15 protein-coding genes and 1 tRNA gene are annotated in these 19,811 nt (G+C 70.8%); 6 read left to right on the plus strand and 10 right to left on the minus strand.

What is annotated here, in order from left to right:
- The first annotated feature begins 219 nt into the window (after positions 1 to 219).
- Positions 220 to 2,703, plus strand: coding sequence for an aminopeptidase N (gene pepN / locus ACFWJO_RS18330; RefSeq protein ID WP_386866280.1), 2,484 nt, complete (start codon positions 220 to 222; stop codon positions 2,701 to 2,703).
- A gap of 10 nt (positions 2,704 to 2,713) precedes the next feature.
- Here pepN and ACFWJO_RS18335 read toward each other — a convergent pair whose 3' ends face one another.
- Positions 2,714 to 3,601 (minus strand): LysR family transcriptional regulator, encoded by an 888-nt coding sequence (locus ACFWJO_RS18335; RefSeq protein WP_386866282.1) that lies wholly within the window; start codon positions 3,599 to 3,601, stop codon positions 2,714 to 2,716.
- Positions 3,602 to 3,835: 234 nt separating this feature from the next.
- Between ACFWJO_RS18335 and ACFWJO_RS18340 the strand changes: the two genes are divergently transcribed.
- Positions 3,836 to 5,212, plus strand: coding sequence for a pyridoxal phosphate-dependent decarboxylase family protein (locus ACFWJO_RS18340; RefSeq protein WP_386866284.1), 1,377 nt, complete (start codon positions 3,836 to 3,838; stop codon positions 5,210 to 5,212).
- A complete protein-coding gene (locus ACFWJO_RS18345) occupies positions 5,209 to 6,621 on the plus strand; it encodes a lysine N(6)-hydroxylase/L-ornithine N(5)-oxygenase family protein (RefSeq protein WP_386866286.1) in 1,413 nt (470 codons plus the stop codon). The genes ACFWJO_RS18340 and ACFWJO_RS18345 overlap by 4 nt, the downstream gene beginning before the upstream one ends.
- Positions 6,622 to 6,651: 30 nt before the next feature.
- On the opposite strand, the gene ACFWJO_RS18350 is transcribed toward ACFWJO_RS18345, so the two are convergent.
- A complete protein-coding gene (locus ACFWJO_RS18350; protein ID WP_386866288.1) occupies positions 6,652 to 8,448 on the minus strand; it encodes a bifunctional metallophosphatase/5'-nucleotidase in 1,797 nt (598 codons plus the stop codon).
- 125 nt (positions 8,449 to 8,573) lie between these two features.
- Between ACFWJO_RS18350 and ACFWJO_RS18355 the strand changes: the two genes are divergently transcribed.
- Both ACFWJO_RS18355 and pyk read left to right on the plus strand, forming a co-directional pair.
- Positions 8,574 to 9,248, plus strand: coding sequence for an SIMPL domain-containing protein (locus ACFWJO_RS18355; RefSeq protein ID WP_386866290.1), 675 nt, complete (start codon positions 8,574 to 8,576; stop codon positions 9,246 to 9,248).
- A 146-nt stretch (positions 9,249 to 9,394) separates the two neighbouring features.
- Entirely contained in the window at positions 9,395 to 10,825 is a 1,431-nt protein-coding gene (gene pyk, locus ACFWJO_RS18360; RefSeq protein ID WP_386866292.1) for a pyruvate kinase, read from the plus strand.
- Between the two features lie 98 nt (positions 10,826 to 10,923).
- Here the strand turns inward: pyk and ACFWJO_RS18365 are convergent.
- Positions 10,924 to 10,996 (minus strand) — tRNA-Leu (locus ACFWJO_RS18365).
- A 124-nt stretch (positions 10,997 to 11,120) separates the two neighbouring features.
- Here ACFWJO_RS18365 and ACFWJO_RS18370 point away from each other — a divergent pair.
- Positions 11,121 to 11,789 (plus strand): ANTAR domain-containing response regulator, encoded by a 669-nt coding sequence (locus ACFWJO_RS18370; RefSeq protein WP_386866294.1) that lies wholly within the window; start codon positions 11,121 to 11,123, stop codon positions 11,787 to 11,789.
- A 75-nt stretch (positions 11,790 to 11,864) separates the two neighbouring features.
- On the opposite strand, the gene ACFWJO_RS18375 is transcribed toward ACFWJO_RS18370, so the two are convergent.
- From ACFWJO_RS18375 to ACFWJO_RS18405, 7 genes are all read right to left on the minus strand, one after another.
- Complete coding sequence (locus ACFWJO_RS18375) at positions 11,865 to 12,581, minus strand: ABC transporter ATP-binding protein (RefSeq protein ID WP_386866296.1); 717 nt, start codon at positions 12,579 to 12,581, stop codon at positions 11,865 to 11,867.
- Positions 12,578 to 13,666, minus strand: a complete 1,089-nt coding sequence (locus ACFWJO_RS18380) for an ABC transporter ATP-binding protein (RefSeq protein WP_386866421.1) — start codon at positions 13,664 to 13,666, stop codon at positions 12,578 to 12,580. The genes ACFWJO_RS18375 and ACFWJO_RS18380 overlap by 4 nt, the downstream gene beginning before the upstream one ends.
- A 5-nt stretch (positions 13,667 to 13,671) precedes the next feature.
- A complete protein-coding gene (locus ACFWJO_RS18385) occupies positions 13,672 to 15,438 on the minus strand; it encodes a branched-chain amino acid ABC transporter permease (RefSeq protein WP_386866298.1) in 1,767 nt (588 codons plus the stop codon).
- Positions 15,439 to 15,443: 5 nt separating this feature from the next.
- On the minus strand, positions 15,444 to 16,376 hold the full coding sequence (locus ACFWJO_RS18390; RefSeq protein WP_384418858.1) for a branched-chain amino acid ABC transporter permease: 933 nt from the start codon (positions 16,374 to 16,376) through the stop codon (positions 15,444 to 15,446).
- Between the two features lie 131 nt (positions 16,377 to 16,507).
- On the minus strand, positions 16,508 to 17,743 hold the full coding sequence (locus ACFWJO_RS18395; protein WP_386866301.1) for a branched-chain amino acid ABC transporter substrate-binding protein: 1,236 nt from the start codon (positions 17,741 to 17,743) through the stop codon (positions 16,508 to 16,510).
- 449 nt (positions 17,744 to 18,192) lie between these two features.
- Positions 18,193 to 18,633: a hypothetical protein gene (locus ACFWJO_RS18400; RefSeq protein ID WP_386866303.1), complete on the minus strand. Its 441-nt coding sequence runs from the start codon at positions 18,631 to 18,633 to the stop codon at positions 18,193 to 18,195.
- Positions 18,630 to 19,514: a trypsin-like serine protease gene (locus ACFWJO_RS18405; RefSeq protein WP_386866305.1), complete on the minus strand. Its 885-nt coding sequence runs from the start codon at positions 19,512 to 19,514 to the stop codon at positions 18,630 to 18,632. Before ACFWJO_RS18405 ends, ACFWJO_RS18400 begins: the two co-directional genes overlap by 4 nt.
- Positions 19,515 to 19,811: the final 297 nt, after the last annotated feature.

The raw sequence follows: 19,811 nt of genomic DNA on the forward strand, positions 1-19,811 counted from the left end.
GCCCGGCACCCCCGGCGGACTCGCCTGACCCGGCAGGCCCGGCAGGCCCGGCAGACCCGGCGGACTCACCTGACCCGGCAGGCCCCGCAGGCCCGGTCCGGACGGCACGCCCCGCGGCCCGTCCTGGCCCACCACGGCGGGGCCGCCGGACGGGCCCGGTCCTGAGCTCTCGGTGAACGCCCCTCCCCGGGCCCGGAGGCATCGGGCAGCATGGGGCCCATGTCCGTACTGACGCGCGACGAAGCGCAGACCCGTGCCCAGCTCCTCGACGTCCACCACTACACCGTGGACCTCGACCTCACCACCGGCGACGAGACCTTCGGGTCCACCAGCCTCATCCGGTTCGGCGCCCGCGCCGCCGGGACCACCTTCGTCGAGCTCAAGCCGGACACCCTCCACTCCGCCGTCCTCGACGGCGAACCGCTCGACGTCACGACCCTCGACGGCAACCGGCTCCCCCTCACCCTGACCGAGGGCGAGCACACCCTGTCCGCCACCGCCACCATGCGCTACTCGCGCACCGGCGAGGGCATGCACCGCTTCACCGACCCCACCGACGGCGAGGCGTACGTCTACACCCAGCTGTTCATGGAGGACGTCCAGCGCGTCTTCGCCGCCTTCGACCAGCCCGACCTCAAGTCCGTCTTCGAGGTCTCCGTCACCGCGCCCGAGGGCTGGACCGTCCTGTCCAACGGCATCACCGAGCAGCAGCCCGACGGCCGCTGGAAGGCCGCGCCCACCCCGCTGCTCTCCACCTACCTCGTCTGCGTCGCCGCCGGCCCCTGGCACTCGGTCCGCACCGAGCACGCCGGCCTGCCGTTCGGCATCCACTGCCGCCGCTCGCTCGCGCCCCACCTGGACGCCGACGCCGACGAGATCCTCGACGTCACCAAGGCCTGCTTCGACCGCTACCACGAGAAGTTCGACGAGCCGTACCCCTTCGACTCGTACGACCAGGCCTTCGTCCCCGAGTTCAACGCGGGCGCCATGGAGAACCCCGGACTCGTCACCTTCCGCGACGAGTTCGTCTTCCGCTCCGCCGTCACCGACACCGAGCGGATGACCCGCGCCATGGTCATCGCCCACGAGATGGCCCACATGTGGTTCGGCGACCTCGTCACGCTGCGCTGGTGGGACGACATCTGGCTGAACGAGTCCTTCGCCGAGTACATGGGCTTCCAGACCATCAACGAGGCCTGCGCCGACCGCTTCGCCGACACCTGGATCGACTTCGGCGTCACCCGCAAGTCCTGGGGCTACGAGGCCGACCAGCGCCCCTCCACCCACCCCGTCGCCCCCGACCCGGACGCCGTGCCCGACACCGCCTCCGCCCTGCTCAACTTCGACGGCATCTCCTACGCCAAGGGCGCCTCCGCGCTGCGGCAGCTCGTCGCCTGGATGGGGGAGAAGGACTTCCTCGCCGGCATCAACATCCACTTCAAGCGGCACAAGTTCGGCAACGCCACCCTCGCCGACTTCGTCGACAACCTCGCCGCCGCCACCGACCGCGACGTCCACGCCTGGGCCGAGCAGTGGCTGCGCACGACGGGCGTCGACGTCCTCACCCCGCGCCTGGAGGGCGAGGGCACCAGGTGGCGGCTCACCGTCGACCGCCGGGGCAGCCGCCCGCACCGGCTCTCCGCCGGCGTGTACGACCACGACGCGGCCGGCGAGCTCGTGCTGCGCGAACGCGTGGGGGCCGACGTCCCGCAGGACGCCCCGATCGAGCTGGACGGGCCGCGGCCCGCGCTGGTCGTCCTCAACGACGGCGACCTCACCTACGCGAAGATGCGCTTCGACGAGGTGTCCGAGGAGAGCGCGCTGCGCGGCATCTCCCGCATCCCCGACCCGCTCACCCGGGCGGTCGTCTGGAACGCCATGCGCGACATGGTCCGCGACGGCGAGCTCGGCGGCGCCGAGTACCTGGAGTTCGCCTCCGCGCACCTCCCGGAGGAGACCGAACTCGCCGTCGTCCAGGGCGTGCTGGGCTTCGCCCGCACCCAGATCGCCGACCGGTACGTCTCGGAGGCCGAGCGCCCGGCCGCCCTCGCCACGATCACGGCGATCACCCGCGACCTGCTGCGCCGCACCGAGGACGGCGAGGCGCCGGGTCTGCGCCTGACCGCCGTGCGCGTCCTCGTCGACAGCGCGACCACGCCCGACAAGATCGCCTCCTGGCTGGAGGAGGGCACCGTCCACGGCGGCCCCGAGCTCGACCCGGAGCTGCGCTGGCGCATCCTCGCCCGGCTCGCCGTCCTCGGCGCGACGGACGAGGCCGCGATCGCCGCCGAGCTGGAGCGCGACCCCAGCGCCACCGGCCAGGAGGGCGCGGCCCGCTGCCGCGCCGCGCTGCCGACGGCGGAGGCGAAGGCGGCCGCCTGGTCCGCCATGTTCGACTCCGACGACCTGTCGAACTACCTGTTCACGGCCACCGCCCAGGGCTTCTGGCAGCCCGAGCAGGCCGAGCTGCTGCGCGGCTACCTGGCCCGCTTCTATCCCGACGCCGTCGCGATGGCCGAGCGCCGCGGCCCCGCCATGGCGGAGGCCGCCGGCCGCCGGGGCTTCCCGGCGTACGCGGTCGACGCGGAGGCCCTGGCCCTCGGCGAGCGGCACCTCGCGGAGGACACGATGATCCCGGCCCTCCGCCGCCAGCTGACCGACCAGCTGGACGACCTGCGCCGGGCCCTGCGGGCACGCGGCTAGACGGGCCGGCCTAGGCCGGCCCGGCAGCCCAGTCCCAGCCGGTGAGCGCCGCGTGCATCAGGCGCGCGGCGCCCGCCGGCCGGCCGTCGGCGTACCGCAGCAGCGTGAGGGTGCGCCGGCAGCCGGGGCCGTCGACGGCCAGCCAGGCGACCGGGGCGCGGGTGGCGCTGCGCCGCGCCATGTCCGGGAGGAGGCCGATGCCGAGCCCCGCCGCGACCAGGATCGCGGTGGCGCTGGGCTCGTCGCCCTCGCAGACGACCTTCGCGGGTGCGAGGCCGTTCCCCGCGAAGAGCCGGTCGAGGAGCCGGCGCTGCCAGTGGCCCGCGCGGGTGGTGACGAAGGGTTCGTCGGCGAGTTCGGCGACGGTCACCGAGGTGCGGCCCGCCAGGGGGTGGCCGAGCGGCGTGACCACCCAGACCTGCTCGTCGAGCAGCCGCACCGCTTCCAGGCCCTCGGGCGGCACCGGCTGCGAGGCCACGCAGAGGTCCACCTCCCGGGCGCGCAGGCGGCGTTCCATCTCGTCGGCGGCCATCTGGTGGAGTTCCACCTCGACGCCGGGATGGGCCCGTTTGAACGCCCCCAGCGGGCCGGTCAGGGTGAGGAAGGTCTCCGAGGCCAGCCGTACGGTGCCGGACTCCCCGCCCGTGATCGCGGCGACGGCCCGGCGGCCCGCGTCGAGCTCCCCGAGGGAACGCTCGGCGTGCCGCAGGAACGCCTTCCCGGCCTCGTTGAGCCGGAGCCGGCCGGCCCGGTCGAACAGCGGCGCACCCAGCTCGCTCTCCAGCCGGGCGATCGTCCGGCTCAACGAGGGCTGGGCCACGCGGAGTTCCTCGGCCGCGCGGCTGAGGTGCTCCAGGCGTGCGACGACGACGAACTGTCTGAGCGCGTGGAGATCCATCCTGCCCCCGGGGACACAGCTCCCTAGCGATATTGATCTTGGAAAGCATATCGCCCCGGTCATGCCGGGCCACGGCCCTCCCCTCCCGCGGACAAAAGGGAGGGACGCACGATGCCGACAGCAGCGGCCACCGGGCCGGTCACGGGCGCCGGCCCGCAACCGCCCGTCCCCCTTTCGGGTCACACCACCGCACTCTCCGGACAATCCCCGACAACCCCCGGCACCCTGTCGTCCATGCGTGCCGCACCCCTCGCCGGAGGCGTTCACGGGCCGGAGGCCCTGCGCCCGTTGCTCGACGTCGTCCTCGGAGCCCTGCGCGACGGCGCGGCAGCGCGGGGCGGACCCCTGCCGAGTGGAGGCGCGGACGCGGCGGCGCGACGGGTACGGGAAGCCGTCGGCGCCGTGCTGCCGCAGCACGGAACAGGCCAGGACGAGGCCCTGCGCACCCTCGTGCACGCCCTCGCCGCCGGCGCCGCCGACCCCGCACACCCGCTGTGCGCCGCACACCTGCACACCCCGCCGCTCGCCCTCGCCGCCGCCGCCGACCTCGCCGCCTCCGCGCTGAACCCCTCCCTCGACTCGTGGGACCAGGCCCCCGCCGCCTCCGCACTCGAAACGCTGGTCACCGCCGCCCTCGCCGCCGAGGTCTTCCCCGGCGCCCCGGCGCCCGACGCCCTCGTCACCACCGGCGGCACCGAGTCCAACCAGCTCGCCCTGCTCCTCGCCCGGGAACGACACGGCACCGTCCGCACCGTGACCGGAGCCAACGCCCACCACTCCTTCCGGCGCGCCGCCTGGCTCCTCGGCCTGCCCGAGCCCGTCGTCGTCCCCGCCCCCGGCGGCACCATCGACCCCGTCGCCCTCGACCAGGCCCTCACCGCACTCGCCGGGCGGCCCCTCCTCGTCACCGCGACCGCCGGCACCACCGACGCCGGCCTGATCGACCCGCTTCCCCGGATCGCCGAACTGTGCGCCGCACACGGCGCCGACCTCCACGTCGACGCCGCCTACGGCGGCCCCGCCCTGTTCAGCGACACCCACCGCCACCTCCTCGACGGCCTCGACCGCGCCCGCACGGTCACCGTCGACCTGCACAAACTGGGCTGGCAGCCCGCCGCCGCCGGACTCCTCGCCGTACGCGACACCGCCGACCTCGCCGTACTCGGACACACCGCCGACTACCTGAACGCCGACGACGACACCGAAGCCGGGCTGCCCGACCTCCTCGGCCGCTCGCTGCGCACCACCCGCCGCCCCGACGTCCTCAAGACCGCCGTCACCCTGCGCGCCCTCGGCCGCTCCGGCCTCGGCGCGCTCGTCGACGCCTGCGTGGACCGGGCGCGCCACCTGGCCGACCTCGTCGAGAAGGCACCGGGCCTGGAGCTGTACGCCCGGCCCACCCTCACCACCGTCCTCCTCCGGCCGCACGGCGCCCCCGACGAGGCCGTCGCCGAGATCCGCCGCACCCTGCTCGCCGACGGCCGCGCCGTCCTCGGCCGGGCCGCCGCCGACGGCCGTCTCTGGCTCAAGGCCACCCTGCTCAACCCCCACGCCACCCCCGGCGACCTCGAAGAGATCCTCACCCTCGTGGAAGGCAGCACCCACCGATGACCGGCAGCACCCCGCAGCACGACCTCGACCGTCCGCTCGACCTGGTGGGCGTCGGCATCGGCCCGTTCAACCTGTCGCTCGCCGCGCTCGCCCACGGCGTCCCCGGCGGCCTCGCGACCGCCTTCTACGAACAGCGGCCCGCGTTCCAGTGGCACCCCGGGCTCCTCATCGAGGGCTCCACCCTCCAGGTCCCCTTCCTCGCCGACCTGGTGACCCTCGCCGACCCGGCCAGCCCCTGGACCTTCCTCAACTACCTCCGCTCCCGCGACCGGCTCTTCCCGTTCTACTTCGCGGAGAAGTTCCACATCCACCGCGCCGAGTACGACGCCTACTGCCGCTGGGTCAGCGAGAAGCTCCCCGGACTGCACTTCGGCCACCAGGTCGACTCGGTCCGCTGGAACCCCGAACGCCGCCTGTTCGAGGTCGACTTCACCCAGCTCGACGCCGACGGCGAAGCCGAGGCCCTGGGCCGCTCGTACACCCGCAACGTCGTCCTCGGCGTCGGCACCGAGCCCTACGTGCCCGAACCCCTCAAGCCCCTCGCCGACGCCCCCGGTGTCCCCGTCATCCACTCCGCGGACTACCTCGCCCACCGCGAGTCCCTGATCGCCGCCGGACACGTCACCGTCATCGGCTCCGGCCAGTCCGGCGCGGAGGTCTTCCTCGACCTGCTGCGCGCCCGCCCGGCCGGCGCGGAGAAGCTGCACTGGCTGGCCCGCACCGAGGCCTTCGCGCCGATGGAGTACTCCAAGCTGGGACTCGAGCACTTCACACCCGACTACACCCGCTACTTCCACGGTCTGCCCGAACCCGTCCGCGGCGAACTCGTCCCCCGCCAGTGGCAGCTGCACAAGGGCATCGACGCCGAGACCATCGCCGCCATCCACGACGAGCTGTACCGCCGCACCCTGCACGGCGGCTGGCCGGACGCCGTCCTCACACCCGGAGTCCGGGTCCGCACCGCCGGCCGCGTCGCCACCACCCGGGTCGAGCTCCACCTGGAACACGTCCAGCAGTCCACCCGCTCCCGGCTGACCACCGACGCCGTCGTCCTGGCCACCGGCTACCGCGAGCGCCCGGTCGACCGGATGCTCGCCGGCCTCGACCCGTACCTGCGCCACGACTCGGCCGGCCGGGCCCGGATCGACGCCGACTACCGGCTGGTCCTCGACGGGTCGGTCGGCGGCTCGGTCTACGTGCAGAACGCGGAGCGGCACACCCACGGCGTCGGCGCGCCCGACCTCGGCCTCGCCGCCTGGCGCAGCGCCGTCATCCTCAACTCGGTGACCGGCAAGGAGCCGTATCCCCTGCCGCGCCGCACCGCCTTCACCACCTTCGGCCTGGACGCCCGAGAGGCGCCGGGCATTCCGGCCCAGGGCCAGAAGCTGACGCCTCTCGTCCAGCACTGACGTACGGGAAGTACGCCGCCGGCGCGCGTACTAGAAGACCGGAACGCCGTCCCGGGTCAGCTTCCAGTCCACCGACGCGAACGCCGCCGGGTCGACGGTCCCCTTCGCCTTCACCCACTGGATGATGGTGTTGCGGATCTCGTCCGAGTTCGACCACAGCTTCTGCGCGGCGGCGACGTGCGGGAAGGCACCGCCGCCGTTCGCCCGGTAGTTGTTGACCGCCAGCACGAACTGCGCCGCCGGGTCGAGCGGCCTGCCCTGGAAGGACAGGTTCACGATCCGCGAGCCGGCCGGCTTGGCGATGTCGATCTCGTACGTCAGACCGGACACGGCGTCGTAGTTGTAGTCCGGGGTGCCGTTCGCGTTGGTCAGCTTCGCGGTGTCCACCGGCGCGCCCGCCGGGGTCTGCACGTAGTACCGCGCCGAGAACTCCAGGTAGTCCTTCAGCTGGGCGCCCGTCATCAGACGGGCCTCCATGGTGTTCTCGAAGGGGTAGAGCCCGGCGGCGTCCTTGATGGTGATCTGCCCGGACGGGATGCGGGCCGTGCGCGAGAAGCAGGAGGCCTGCGAGAGCACCGGCAGGCCCGCGTACGGGCCGCCCGCGAGGGCCGCCTTCACCGTCTCGGCCTGGACGGTGTTGATCAGGTCGATGATCGGCTCGTCCTTCCACGGCGCGTCGGCCGTGGTCATGACGGCGGTCGAGGTGCCGATGACCTGGTTGACGTACTCCACGACCTTCTTGTGCTCGTCGGAGAGCAGCGCCGTGATCTCCGGGTCCTCCGCCACCGTGTTGGAGTTGAGGACCTGGGCGCCGACCTTCTCGACGACCCAGCGGCCCTTCTGCCACACCAGGTCGAAGTCGAAGAGGGTGAGGCGCTGGCCCCACTTGAGCGGCTCGGACAGCACGACGTCCTTGCCGGTCTCCTTGTTCGTGACCCTGTACTCGGGGATCTCGGTGTGCGCGTGACCGACGAGGATCGCGTCGATGCCCGGGACCTGCTCGGCGACCAGACCCGCCGCGTTCTCGATGTACGGGAGCTGGTCACCGTAGGAGGAGGTGCCGCTGGAACCGGAGTGCGCGGAGACGATCACTACGTCGGCGCCCATGGAACGCAGCTTCGGCACCCACTTCGCGGCCTGCTCCTCCAGACCGGGGAAGACCATCTGACCGGTGACGTTGGCCTTGTCCCAGATGGCGATGCCGGGGTTGGTGAGGCCGAGCACGGCGACCTTGACGTCACGGCCGTGCGGGGTCCGCAGGCAGTGCATGCTGTACGGCGGGAAGGCCGGGCGCAGCGTCTTCGCGTCGAGCGCGTTGGCGCCCAGCAGCGGGAAGTCGCACTGGTCCTGGAACTTGCGGAGCACCGGGATGCCGTAGTTGAACTCGTGGTTGCCGAGCGCGGCGGCGTCGTAGCCGATGGCGTTCATGGCCTGGGCCATGGGGTGGACCGGGCCGCCGGCCTGGGTGATCGGGTCGACCTTGGCGTAGTAGTAGGACAGCTGGGTGCCCTGGATGGTGTCGCCCGCGTCGATGAGCAGGGTGTTCCGGCGGCCCTTCTCCTCGCGGACCTGGTTGACCAGGGTGGAGATCTTCGCCAGGCCGACGTCGTTGTGGGCCTTGTCGTCGAACTCCTTGTCGGTGAAGTAGTCCCAGTTGAAGACGTTCCCGTGCAGGTCGGTGGTGCCCATCACGGTGAAGGAGTACCGCTTGGCCGGCCGCGGGCGGGCTTCGTGGGCCTCCGCGGGGGCGGTGGCCCCGGCGGTGAGTGCGACTCCGGCTCCGACGGCGGCGGAGCTCTCCAAGAAGGCCCGGCGGTTCAGCGGCATGTGCGTTTCTCCCCTTGTGATCTGCGGCGTCCGCGCCTTCAGTGGCGCACAACGCGCGTAGATTCTGGCTCAGACCGCACTGTCGCAACAGCCCTTTCGGGTTACGGAGTGGGAAAGTGTTCGGTATGACACAGCCGCACCCCACCCCCGAGGCACCCCAGGTGACGGTCCGCGGCGAGGGCCGTCTCGAGGTCGAGCCGGAACTCGCCCGCATCGGCGTGTCCGTACGCGCCAGAGGCACCGAGCGGGCCGACGTCCTCGCCGCCCTCACCTCCCGCAACGCCGAGGCGATCGCCCTGGTCACGTCCTACGGCGAGGCCGTCGCCGCCCTGGAGACCGGCGCCCTGTCCGTCACACCCGAACCGGTCCGGCACGGCCGCGGCGAACGGGTACGCGCCTACCAGGGCTGGGTGCACCTGACGGCCGAACTCACCGACTTCTCCGCCCTGGGCGAGCTCAGCATGCGGCTCGCCGACCTGGAGTGGACACGCGTCGACGGCCCGTGGTGGTCGCTGCGCCAGGACTCGCCGGCCCACGCGGAGGCCCGCCGGCAGGCGGTGCGGGACGCGGTGCGACGGGCACGCGAATACGCCGAGGCACTCGGCACCTCACTCGTGGCACTGCTCGAACTCTCCGACACGGGACTCACACCCGGCATGCCCGCGCCCGCCGGCGGAATGCGCATGGCCTTCGCCGCGGAAGCGGCGGAAACACCCGCTCCACTCGATCTGGAACCACAGCGGCAGACGGTCACCGCGGAAGTCGCGGCACGATTCACGATGGCACCGCCCGCACTCTGAGACGAACGGCTTTTCGGGCCTTCAGCCGCTCATCGGAGCGACCCTCCGCACACATTCAAGACTTGTCAACAACCTTTCACGGAAAGGTTGTTGAGTAGTCATGCCCGGCCCCTTCGCTACCCGCTGGTAAGGCCTAGGCTCGCCTTATGCGCCGAGCAAAAATCGTTTGTACCCTTGGGCCCGCCACCGAAACATACGACCAGATCAAGGCATTGATCGAAGCCGGAATGGACGTGGCCCGCTTCAATCTCAGCCACGGCGGTTACGCCGAGCACGAAGAGCGCTATCAACGCGTCCGCAAGGCCGCCGAGGAAACCGGCCGCAGCGTCGGCGTCCTCGCCGACCTTCAAGGCCCGAAGATCCGCCTCGGCCGGTTCCGCGAGGGCCCCGTACTCCTTGAACGCGGCGACGAGTTCACCATCACCGTCGAACCCCTCCAAGGCGACCGCCACTGCTGCGGCACCACCTACTCCGGCCTCGCCGAAGACGTCACCACCGGCGAACGCATCCTCGTCGACGACGGACGGGTCACCCTCGAAGTCACCTCCGTCGACGGCCCCCGCGTGCACACCCGCGTCGTCGAAGGCGGCATGGTCTCCGACAACAAGGGCCTCAACCTCCCCGGAGTCGCCGTCTCCGTACCCGCCCTGTCCGAAAAGGACGTCGACGACCTCCGCTGGGCCCTCCGCACCGGCGCCGACGTCATCGCCCTCTCCTTCGTCCGCAGCGGCCGCGACGTGGAGGACGTCCACCGCATCATGGACGAGGAGGGCCGCCGCGTCCCCGTCATCGCCAAGATCGAGAAGCCGCAGGCCGTCGAGAACATCGACGACATCGTGGCCGCCTTCGACGGCATCATGGTCGCCCGCGGCGACCTCGGCGTCGAAATGCCCCTCGAACAGGTGCCCATCGTCCAGAAGCGGGCGATCAAACTCGCCAAGCGCAACGCCAAGCCGGTCATCGTCGCCACCCAGATGCTCGACTCGATGATCGAGAACTCCCGCCCCACCCGCGCCGAGGCCTCCGACGTCGCCAACGCCGTCATCGACGGCACCGACGCCGTCATGCTCTCCGGCGAGACCAGCGTCGGCAAGTACCCCGTCGAGACCGTGCGCACCATGAGCCGGATCGTCGAGGCCGCCGAGGAGGACATCCTCGCCAAGGGCCTGCCGCCACTGACCGAACGCAGCAAGCCGCGCACCCAGGGCGGCGCCGTCGCCCGCGCCGCCGCCGAGATCGGCGACTTCCTCGGCGCGAAGTTCCTCGTCGCCTTCACCCAGTCCGGCGACACCGTCAAGCGACTGTCCCGCTACCGCTCGCCGATCCCGCTGCTCGCCTTCACCCCCGACCCGGCGACCCGCTCCCAGCTCAACCTCACCTGGGGCGTGGAGACCTTCCTCGGCCCGCACGTCGACTCGACCGACGCCATGGTCGCCCAGGTCGACGAGGAACTGCTGCGGATCGGCCGCTGCAAGAAGGGGGACATCGTGGTCATCACGGCCGGCTCACCACCGGGCGTGCCGGGCTCCACCAACATGGTCAGGGTCCACCACATCGGGGACCCCGTCACCAACTGAACAGGCCCTCGGACCGGTCCCGCGTCGGCCTCGGACTGTCCGCCGGGCCGTCCCCCGGAAGCCGCAGTCGGAGCGTGACCTTGGAAATCGCGTTAATGTACCCCGGGTGGGATTCGAACCCACGCTAGATGGTGTTTGAGACCATTGCCTCTACCGCTGGGCTACCGGGGCTTCCTTCGAAATGAAGGGCGGCGGTTACCCGCCGTGTCCCTACCTTACAGGAGGTGGGTAGGCTCATGGTGAGCTGTATCCGCCTCGCATCCGCAAGGAACGAGGCCTTGAACGAGGAGCCCGCGTGACCGCCCCCGAGTCGCCCCAGCCCGCCGCCGACGACGACGCCGCGACCGCGTCGCACGTCCCGCCGCTGACGACCCGCGTCGTCATCGCCGAGGACGAGGCCCTCATCCGCCTCGACCTCAAAGAGATGCTGGAGGAGGAGGGCTACACCGTCGTCGGCGAGGCCGGAGACGGCGAGCGCGCCGTCGAGCTGGCCCGTGAGCACCGCCCCGACCTCGTCATCCTCGACGTGAAGATGCCGGTCCTCGACGGCATCTCGGCCGCCGAGAAGATCGCGGGCGAGTCCATCGCCCCGGTCCTCATGCTCACCGCCTTCTCCCAGCGCGAACTCGTCGAGCGCGCCCGCGACGCCGGCGCCATGGCGTACCTGGTGAAGCCGTTCAGCAAGAGCGACGTGGTGCCGGCCATCGAGATGGCCGTCTCCCGCTTCGCCGAGCTGCGCGCCCTGGAGAAGGAGGTCGCCGACCTCTCCCAGCGCCTGGAGACCCGCAAGCTCGTCGACCGCGCCAAGTCGGTCCTGCAGACGCAGTACGGGCTGACCGAGCCGGCCGCGTTCCGCTGGATCCAGAAGACCTCCATGGACCGCCGCATGTCGATGCAGCAGGTCGCCGAGGCCGTCATCGAGGACGCCGAGGAGAAGAAGGCCGCCAAGGCCAAGGAGCAGTAGGCGCCCCCGTACGCGAACGGGAAGAAGGCCCGCCCCACGTCACTGTGGGGCGGGCCTTCTGTTCGTGGCGGAGTGCTACTCCTCGCCGAGGTACGTCTTGCGGACGTCGTCGTTGACGAGCAGGTCCTGGCCCGTGCCGGACAGCTTGATCTTGCCGACCTCCAGCACGTACGCCTGGTCCGCGAGGGACAGCGCGGCCTGCGCGTTCTGCTCGATCAGCAGGATGGTCATGCCCTCCGCCTTGAGCGTGGCGATGGTCTCCATGATCTTCTGCATCATGATCGGCGACAGACCCATCGAGGGCTCGTCCAGCATCAGCAGCTTGGGCTGGGACATCAGCGCCCTGCCCATCGCCAGCATCTGCTGCTCACCGCCCGAGAGGGTGCCCGCGGCCTGCTTGCGACGCTCACCCAGGATCGGGAAGAGGTCGTAGGCGCGCTGGATGTCCCGCTCGATGCCGTCCTTGTCGCTGCGCAGGAAGGCGCCCAGCTGGAGGTTCTCGGCGATGGTGAGCCGGGGGAAGATGTGCCGGCCCTCGGGGGAGTGGGCCAGGCCCATCGAGACCACCTTGTGGGCCGGGACGCCGTTGAGCGCCTGGCCGTCGAAGGTGATCTTGCCCGAGGTGGGCTTGAGGAGGCCGGACAGGGTCCGCAGGGTCGTGGTCTTGCCGGCGCCGTTGGTGCCGATCAGGGCGACGACCTGGCCCGCCTCGACGGAGAAGGAGATGCCCTTGACGGCCTCGATCTTGCCGTAGGCGACCCTGAGGTCCTCGACCTCGAGAAGAGCGGTCACTTGGAGTCTCCTTCGGTGGTGCTGTGCTCGTCGGCCGCGTCCGCCGGAGCCGCTTCCGCGGGCTCGGCGTCGTCGGCGTCCGCCGGAGCGTCCTCGGCCGGAGCTTCGTCCGACTCCGCCGTCTCCTCGGCAGAGGCCTCGGCCGACTCCTCGGCGGTCGCCTCGGCGGTGGCCTCGGTGGCCTCGGCGGCGGCCTCGCCAGCGGCTTCGGCGGCGGCCTCGGCCTCCGCGTGGGCCTCCGCGGCCTCGACCTCGGCGACCTCCGCCGCGCCCGGCGCGCCCTCGTAGGGCGTACCGAGGTAGGCGGCGACGACGCGCTCGTCGCCCTGAACGACCTCGGCGGTGCCTTCGACGAGCTTCTCGCCCTGGACGAGGACGGCCACCCGGTCGCACAGCTTGAAGATGAACTTCATGTCGTGCTCGATGACCAGGACCGCGATGCCGCGGTCGCGGATGGCGAAGACCAGCTCCTCGGTGGTGCGGGTCTCGCTCTGGTTCATGCCGGCCGTCGGCTCGTCGAGGAGCAGCAGGCCGGGGTCGCTGGCCAGCGCACGGGCGATCTCGAGCTTGCGCTGCTCGCCGTAGGGCAGGTTGCGTGCCAGGTGCTCGGCCTTGTTCGCGAGGCCGACGAACTCCAGCAGTTCCATGGCCCGTTCGCGGGAGGCGGCTTCCGCCTTCTTGAAGCCGGGGCCGCGCAGCAGCGCGGACCACAGGCCCTCCTTGGTCCGGGTGTGGCGTCCGACGAGGACGTTCTCCAGGACCGTCATGTTGGAGAAGAGGCGGATGTTCTGGAAGGTACGGGCGATGCCGGCCTGGGTGACCAGGTGCGGCTTCGGCGGCAGGACCGTGCCCTTGTAGCTGACCTGGCCCTCCGTGGGGACGTACAGGCCGGTCAGGCAGTTGAAGAAGGTGGTCTTGCCGGCGCCGTTGGGGCCGATCAGGCCGACGATCTCGCCCTCGCGGACGGTCAGGTCGACGTCGCGCACGGCGGTGAGGCCGCCGAAGCGCATCGTCACGCCGCTGGCGTCGAGGACGGTCGCGGCCGTCGCCGTCTTCGCGGCGCCGGTGTCGGTGGTGGTCGTCATGTCGTTCACGCCCCCGCCTTCGCCGTGCCGTCGGCCTGCGTGTCCGCGTCGGCGGACTGGCGCTGCTCCGGTACGGCGAGCTGGTCGTCGTCGTTCTCGTGGAATTCCAGCTGCGCCCGCTTGTTGGCGATGAGGCCTTCGGGGCGGAAGCGCATCAGCAGGATCAGGGCGATGCCGAAGCCGAGGAGCTGGTAGTCCTGGAGGAACTGCAGCTTGGCCGGGATCAGGAAGAGCAGGGCGGAGCCGACGATGGGGCCGGTGATCGTGCCCATGCCGCCGAGGATGACGGCTGCGAGCAGGAACGCGGAGTTCGGCGGGACGGGGCCGGCGAACACGTAGTTCTCGGGGACCACCGTGGTGTTGACGTGCGCCTGTACGGTGCCGGCGAGGCCGGCGAGGGCCGCGCCGAGGGCGAAGGCGACGAGCTTCACCCGGAAGCCGTTGATGCCCATGGCGGTCGCGGCGGTCTCGTCCTCGCGGATCGCCACCCAGGCGCGGCCGATGCGGCTGTTGCCGGCGCGGGAGAAGACGAGCACGACCAGCGCCATGATCAGGATCATGAGCAGGTAGTAGTTCGCGTACGCGCCGAGCTCGATGCCGAGGACGGTGTGCGGCTCGCCGAAGTTGTAGCCGAAGAACTCCAGCTGCGGGATGTTCGGGATGCCGTTCGGGCCGTTGGTGATCTGCGGGCCGGAGGTGCCGTCGAGGTTGCCCATGGCGATGCGGAAGATCTCACCGAAGCCGAGGGTCACGATGGCGAGGTAGTCGCCGCGCAGTCGCAGGGTCGGGGCGCCGATGACGACACCGAAGACGAGCGAGGCGGCCATGCCGGTGAGGGCGGCGGCCCAGAAGGGGAACTGGACTCCGAAGGCGGAGGAGGTGGCGCCGGAGACCAGGGCCGCGGTGTACGCGCCGACACCGAGGAAGGCGACGTAACCGAGGTCGAGCAGACCTGCGAGGCCGACCACGATGTTCAGGCCGAGGGCGACGGTCGCGAAGATCAGGATGTTGACCGCGATCAGCGTGTAGGTGTCGCCGCTCTGCTGGATGAACGGGAAGGCGATCGCCATGACGATGCTGGCGGTGATCGTCACCTGGCGGTTCCGCGCGGTGATCTGCGCGAGTCGCTGGGTGAGACCGGACTTGACCAGGGCCGTGGCGGCGGAGCCGACCAGGATCAGGTAGGCGATGAAGAGCTGCGGCTCCGAGTCCTCGGTGTCGATGCCGAAGGTGACGACGTAGAGGCCGAGGGCGAAGACCGCGACGATGACCAGGATCTCGGCCCACGAGGGGAGCGCCTTGGCGGGCGCGGCCTTGCGGGTGTCGTCGGGCAGCTTGTACGCGGCGATCGCGGGGACGGCGGCGGCGACGACGGCGACGCCGGCACCGGGCTCCAGGTCCACGAGGGCGCCCAGCTCCACGATGATCGATATCGCGGTGAACAGGGTGGTGGCGAAGGTGCCCAGGGCCAGGATCCACAGCGCCTTGCGGGCGCCGGTGGGGATCAGCCAGCCGAGGCCCTTGACGCCGAGCGCGGCCAGCGCGTGGGCGCCGGTGAGCACGGCTCCGACGAGCGTCAGCATCTGGAGGGGCGCGGGGTAGCCGTAGACCGTGAGGTTGCCGGGGAAGGCGGTGGTCCAGGTCCAGGCGAGGAAGGTGCTGGCGACGGCCGCGGCGGAGCCGGCGACGATCGTCCACAGCAGTCCGGTGGGCGCGGCGGGCGTCTTGGCCACGGTCGTGGTGGCCTCGGTGGTGATGGTGTTCTCGCTCATGGTGCTCACGCCCTGTCCGCGACGCGCTCGCCGAGCAGACCCTGCGGCCGGACCAGGAGCACGAGGATGAGGAGGACGAAGGCCCACACGTTGGACCAGGCACCGCCGCCGAGCTGCTGCATGCCGGGGATGTCCTCGATGTAGGCGATCGAGAGGGATTCGGCGATGCCGAGGACCACGCCGCCGACCATGGCGCCGTAGATGTTGCCGATGCCGCCGAGGACGGCGGCGGTGAAGGCCTTGAGGCCGAGGATGAAGCCCATCTCGAAGTTGATCTGGCCCTTGTCGAGGCCGTAGGCGACGGCGGCGACGGCGGCGAACGCGGCACCGATGGCGAAGGCCATGACGATGATGCGGTCGGTGTTGATGCCCATCAGCTTCGCGGTGTCGGGGTCCTGTGCGGTGGCCTGCATGGCGCGGCCGCTGCGGCTCTTCGAGACGAAGAGGCCGAGGGCGAGCATGCAGAGCGGCGCGAGGACGAGGACGAAGGCGTCGGCCCGCTGGATCTGGAGGCTTTCGGTGATCTGGAAGGCCTCACCCTTGAACTCGGGGAAGCTGACGGCCTTCTTGGCGTCCGGGTAGAACTGCCAGACCAGCTGCTGGAGCGCGATGGAGAGGCCGATCGCGGTGATGAGCGGGGCGAGCCGCGGCGCGTTGCGCAGCGGGCGGTAGGCGAACCGCTCGGCGGCGGTGGCGACGGCCACGGAGGCGATCGCGCCACCGAGGATCATGAGCGGGATCGCCACCAGAAGGGACGTTCCGCTCGGCAGAGCGGTGTAGGTGGTGAGGGCGCCGAAGCCCCCGATCATGAAGATCTCGCCGTGGGCGAAGTTGATGAGCTGGACGATGCCGTAGACCATGGTGTACCCGATGGCGATGAGGCCGTAGAGGGCACCGAGGGCCAGACCGTTGGCCAGCTGTTGCGGCAGTTCGTGCACCGCAGGCCTCCGATGAGCTTGTCGGATAAGACTCCGCGCGAGGGCGCTGTTTGCGCCCTCGCGCGGCTTGCTTCAGTTCGTGCGGGTCTCCCGGCGCCTGACCATGGGGCGCGGCGCCGGGGCGGTGATGCTTACTGGTTGAAGGTGTCGCTCTTGACGTCGATCCACTTGCCGCCCTCGACCTTGTAGACCGTGAGCTGCTTGTTGGTGGTGTCGCCGTACTCGTCGAAGGAGACCTTGCCGGTCACGCCGTCGAAGGAGACCTTGCCCAGGGCCTCGGTGACCTTGGCGCGGGCGTCGGAGGGCAGCTTGCCGTTGTTGGCCTGGACGACGGCCTTGACGGCCTGGATGATCGCCCAGCCGGCGTCGTAGGAGTAGCCGCCGTAGGCCGCGTACGGGTCCTTGTAGCCGGCCGCCTTGTAGTCCTCGATGAACTTCTTGGCGGTCGGGAGCTTCTCGACGGGGTAGCCGATCGAGGTGGCCAGGTCGCCCTCGTTGGCCTCGCCGGAGGCGCTGATGAAGGCCGGGTCGTAGATGCCGTCGCCGCCCATGACCGGGACCTTGGCGCCGGTCTTCTTGATCTGGTCGGAGAGCAGGCCGCCCTCGGGGTACTGGCCGCCGAAGTAGACCGAGTCGGCGCCGAGGGACTTGACCTTGTCGGCGGTGGAGGAGAAGTCGGTCTCCTTCACGGTGACGTGGTCGGTGCCGACGACCTGGCCGCCGAGGCGCTTGAACTCGTCGCTGAAGATGGCCGCGAGGCCGGCGCCGTAGGTCTGCTTGTCGTCGACGACGAAGACCTTCTTCTTCTTCGCGTCGTTGAAGAGGTACTGGGCGGCGAACTTGCCCTGGACCACGTCGGTGGCGGCGGTGCGGAAGTAGGTCTTGAAGGGGCGCTTGAACTCGCCCTTGCCCCAGTTGTCGCCCTGGGAGAGCGACGGGTTGGTGTTGGCCGGGGAGACCTGCGCGAGGTTGGCGGAGGCGAAGACGCCCTGCATCTGCTGGGAGACGCCGGAGTTCAGCGGGCCGACGACGCCCACGACGTCCTTGTTGCCGACGAGCTTGGTGGCGTTGGCCTGGCCGGAGGCCGGGACCGCCTGGTCGTCGAGGGCCTCGATCTTGAAGGTGACGCCCGGGACTTCCTTGTTCTTGTTGGCGGTCTGGACCGCCAGGTCCACGGAGTTCTTGATGCCCTGGCCCAGGGCGGAAAGCGAACCGGTGAGCGGGGCGTCCACACCGATGACGACGGTGGTGGTGCCGCCGGCGTTGTCGCCGCCGCCCTTGCCCTCGTCACGCGAACCACAGGCGGTGAGGGTGAGCGCACCCGTGGTGAGCACGCTGGTCAGGATGAGCAAAGAACGGTGTCGCACGAAGATTCCTTTCCCTGGCGCGGCCCCCTCGAGCTGAGGCGGTGCCGTGAAGCTGTGTAGCTAGAGGTGCCGTTTTCGATGCCGGGCCGTACTGGTGGAGCAGGGCCGTGCAGAGGAAGCGCCCGGCGGCGCGGTGACTGGCCGTGACTCTAAGCGCAGCCGTACAGGGACCGGGAGCGCCGAGGTCATGATGTGACTGTCTTGTTATGCCGACAGGGGGAACCGGTGTGCAGGCCATGGGCAAACCGGGACATATGGGTCAGTAGCCCGGTGTTCACATGCTGAGAACGCCCAGTTCCGCTAAGGGGCTTGGGGAGATCTTGGTGCTTACGGTGCAGTTGAGCGGCTGTCCGGATAGCGGACACCCCTCCTGATCTCAGCGAACGGCGCGACTGACCGGAACGCTCCGTTCCGCCCGCGGTGCCACTTCGTGGGAACGTCACGCAGAGTCACGAAGGTGATGGCCGAGAACCGCTGGTAGGTACGCGCTGTTCGCTGGGCGGTCGCCAGTTCTCCGAACTCCCCGTCGCGCCCTTCGTCGCCTCGCAGCGCCGCCGGGTCTCACGGTCGGTCAGCGCGAAGGCCGCCTCGCGGCCCGCGCGGCGCTCCTCCGCCCTGGCCGCGACGAGCACCTCGTCGTGGATCCCGTACTGCTCGTTCGACATCCCCTTCTGCTCCCAGTCGAGCCCCGCCCACTTGCTGCCCTTCAGGGCCTCTTTCACCCAGTAGGACACGAGACTTGTGCAGACGTCCGCGGGCGAACTGGTACGGGGGGACGGCGCCGCGGCCGGCTCGCGGGGCGCCTCGCAGCCGGCCGACAGGGCCAGTGCGCAGCCGGTCAGGGCCGCGGCGAGCGCGGCCCTGACCGGGGCTGACGGCTTGGAGGTCACGGCAGTTGGACGTACGGCCTCAGGAATTCACGGGCGCCGGGGGTGTCGAGCCGGTACACGACATTGGTGGCGTAGCAGGGCATGTCACCCGTGATGGTGGTCGCCACCAGCGTCCGCCTCCCGTCGACCGTGGCGAAGTTCGGGCCGCCCGAATCGCCGTAGCAGGCACCGCCGTTGCCCTGCGGCGCGGTCATGCCGAGCCGGATCCACGCGTTGTTCAGGGCCTCGAAGGTCACCGGCGCTTTCATGCGGACCCCGCCGCCCGGGTGGGTGTGACCGCCCGGCCCGCGCTGCGACTCCTCGGTGCCGTAACCGGCGACGACGAAGTCCGTGTCGTTCAGTCCCCGAGGACCGAGCGCGTCCAGCCGGCCGGCCGTCGGCAGGGTGGCCGGAGTGAAGCTCCAGCGCTCCTTGATCTTGGCCGAAGGCAGCTCGATCACGGAGATGTCATGGGTGTCGGAGGCCGGTCCCGGGTAGGTGGGGTGACTGTGTGCGACGCCCTCCACGGCCACGGCACGCGCCACGGCCGCCGGGTCACCCGGGTGCTCGGCGCCGGCCCGGTCGAGACCGGCCTGCACGTCCTGGTCGAGGGAGACGTAGAAACGCACGTTCTCCGGCCAGTCGGTCGTGCAGTGCGCCGCGGTCAGGAAGGTGTCGGCGTCGATCATCGTCCCGGAACAGACCCAGTCGACCCGGTCGGGCGTGCTCGGATCGCCGTCGTTGTCCCAGGTGGCGACCAGCGCACCGACCTCGGTGCGCTCGGGCGCGGGTGTCGCGTTGTACGAGTTGATCGCTGCGGACGGGATCGCGGTGGCGAGAACGGCAGCGCAGGCCGCGGCGGTCACGGCGGTCGCCACGGTCGTGGTGCGAATCGCGGTCAAGGAAGCCCCTCGGTGTGTGAGTGGACCGCCAGTGAAGCGGCTGTCACCGGAGGAGACAAGAGCCTCTGAAGAAACGGGAGTTGAGAAGACCGACGACGAGGCCGCCTCCGGCAGGAAGAAGCCGACGGCCGACGTGCCCGGGACCGGAGGGGGCCGAGGCCGACGACGGCGGGATGGGATCCGGGACCGGAGAAGGGCCGAGGCCGACGACGGCGGGAAGGGGTTCGGGGTCGGAACGGACCGGCACACGATGACGGCGGGGAGGGGTCCGGGACCGGAGCGGACCCGCGCACGACG

It is taken from the genome of Streptomyces sp. NPDC127092 (assembly GCF_042722475.1).
Classification (GTDB): Bacteria; Actinomycetota; Actinomycetes; order Streptomycetales; family Streptomycetaceae; genus Streptomyces.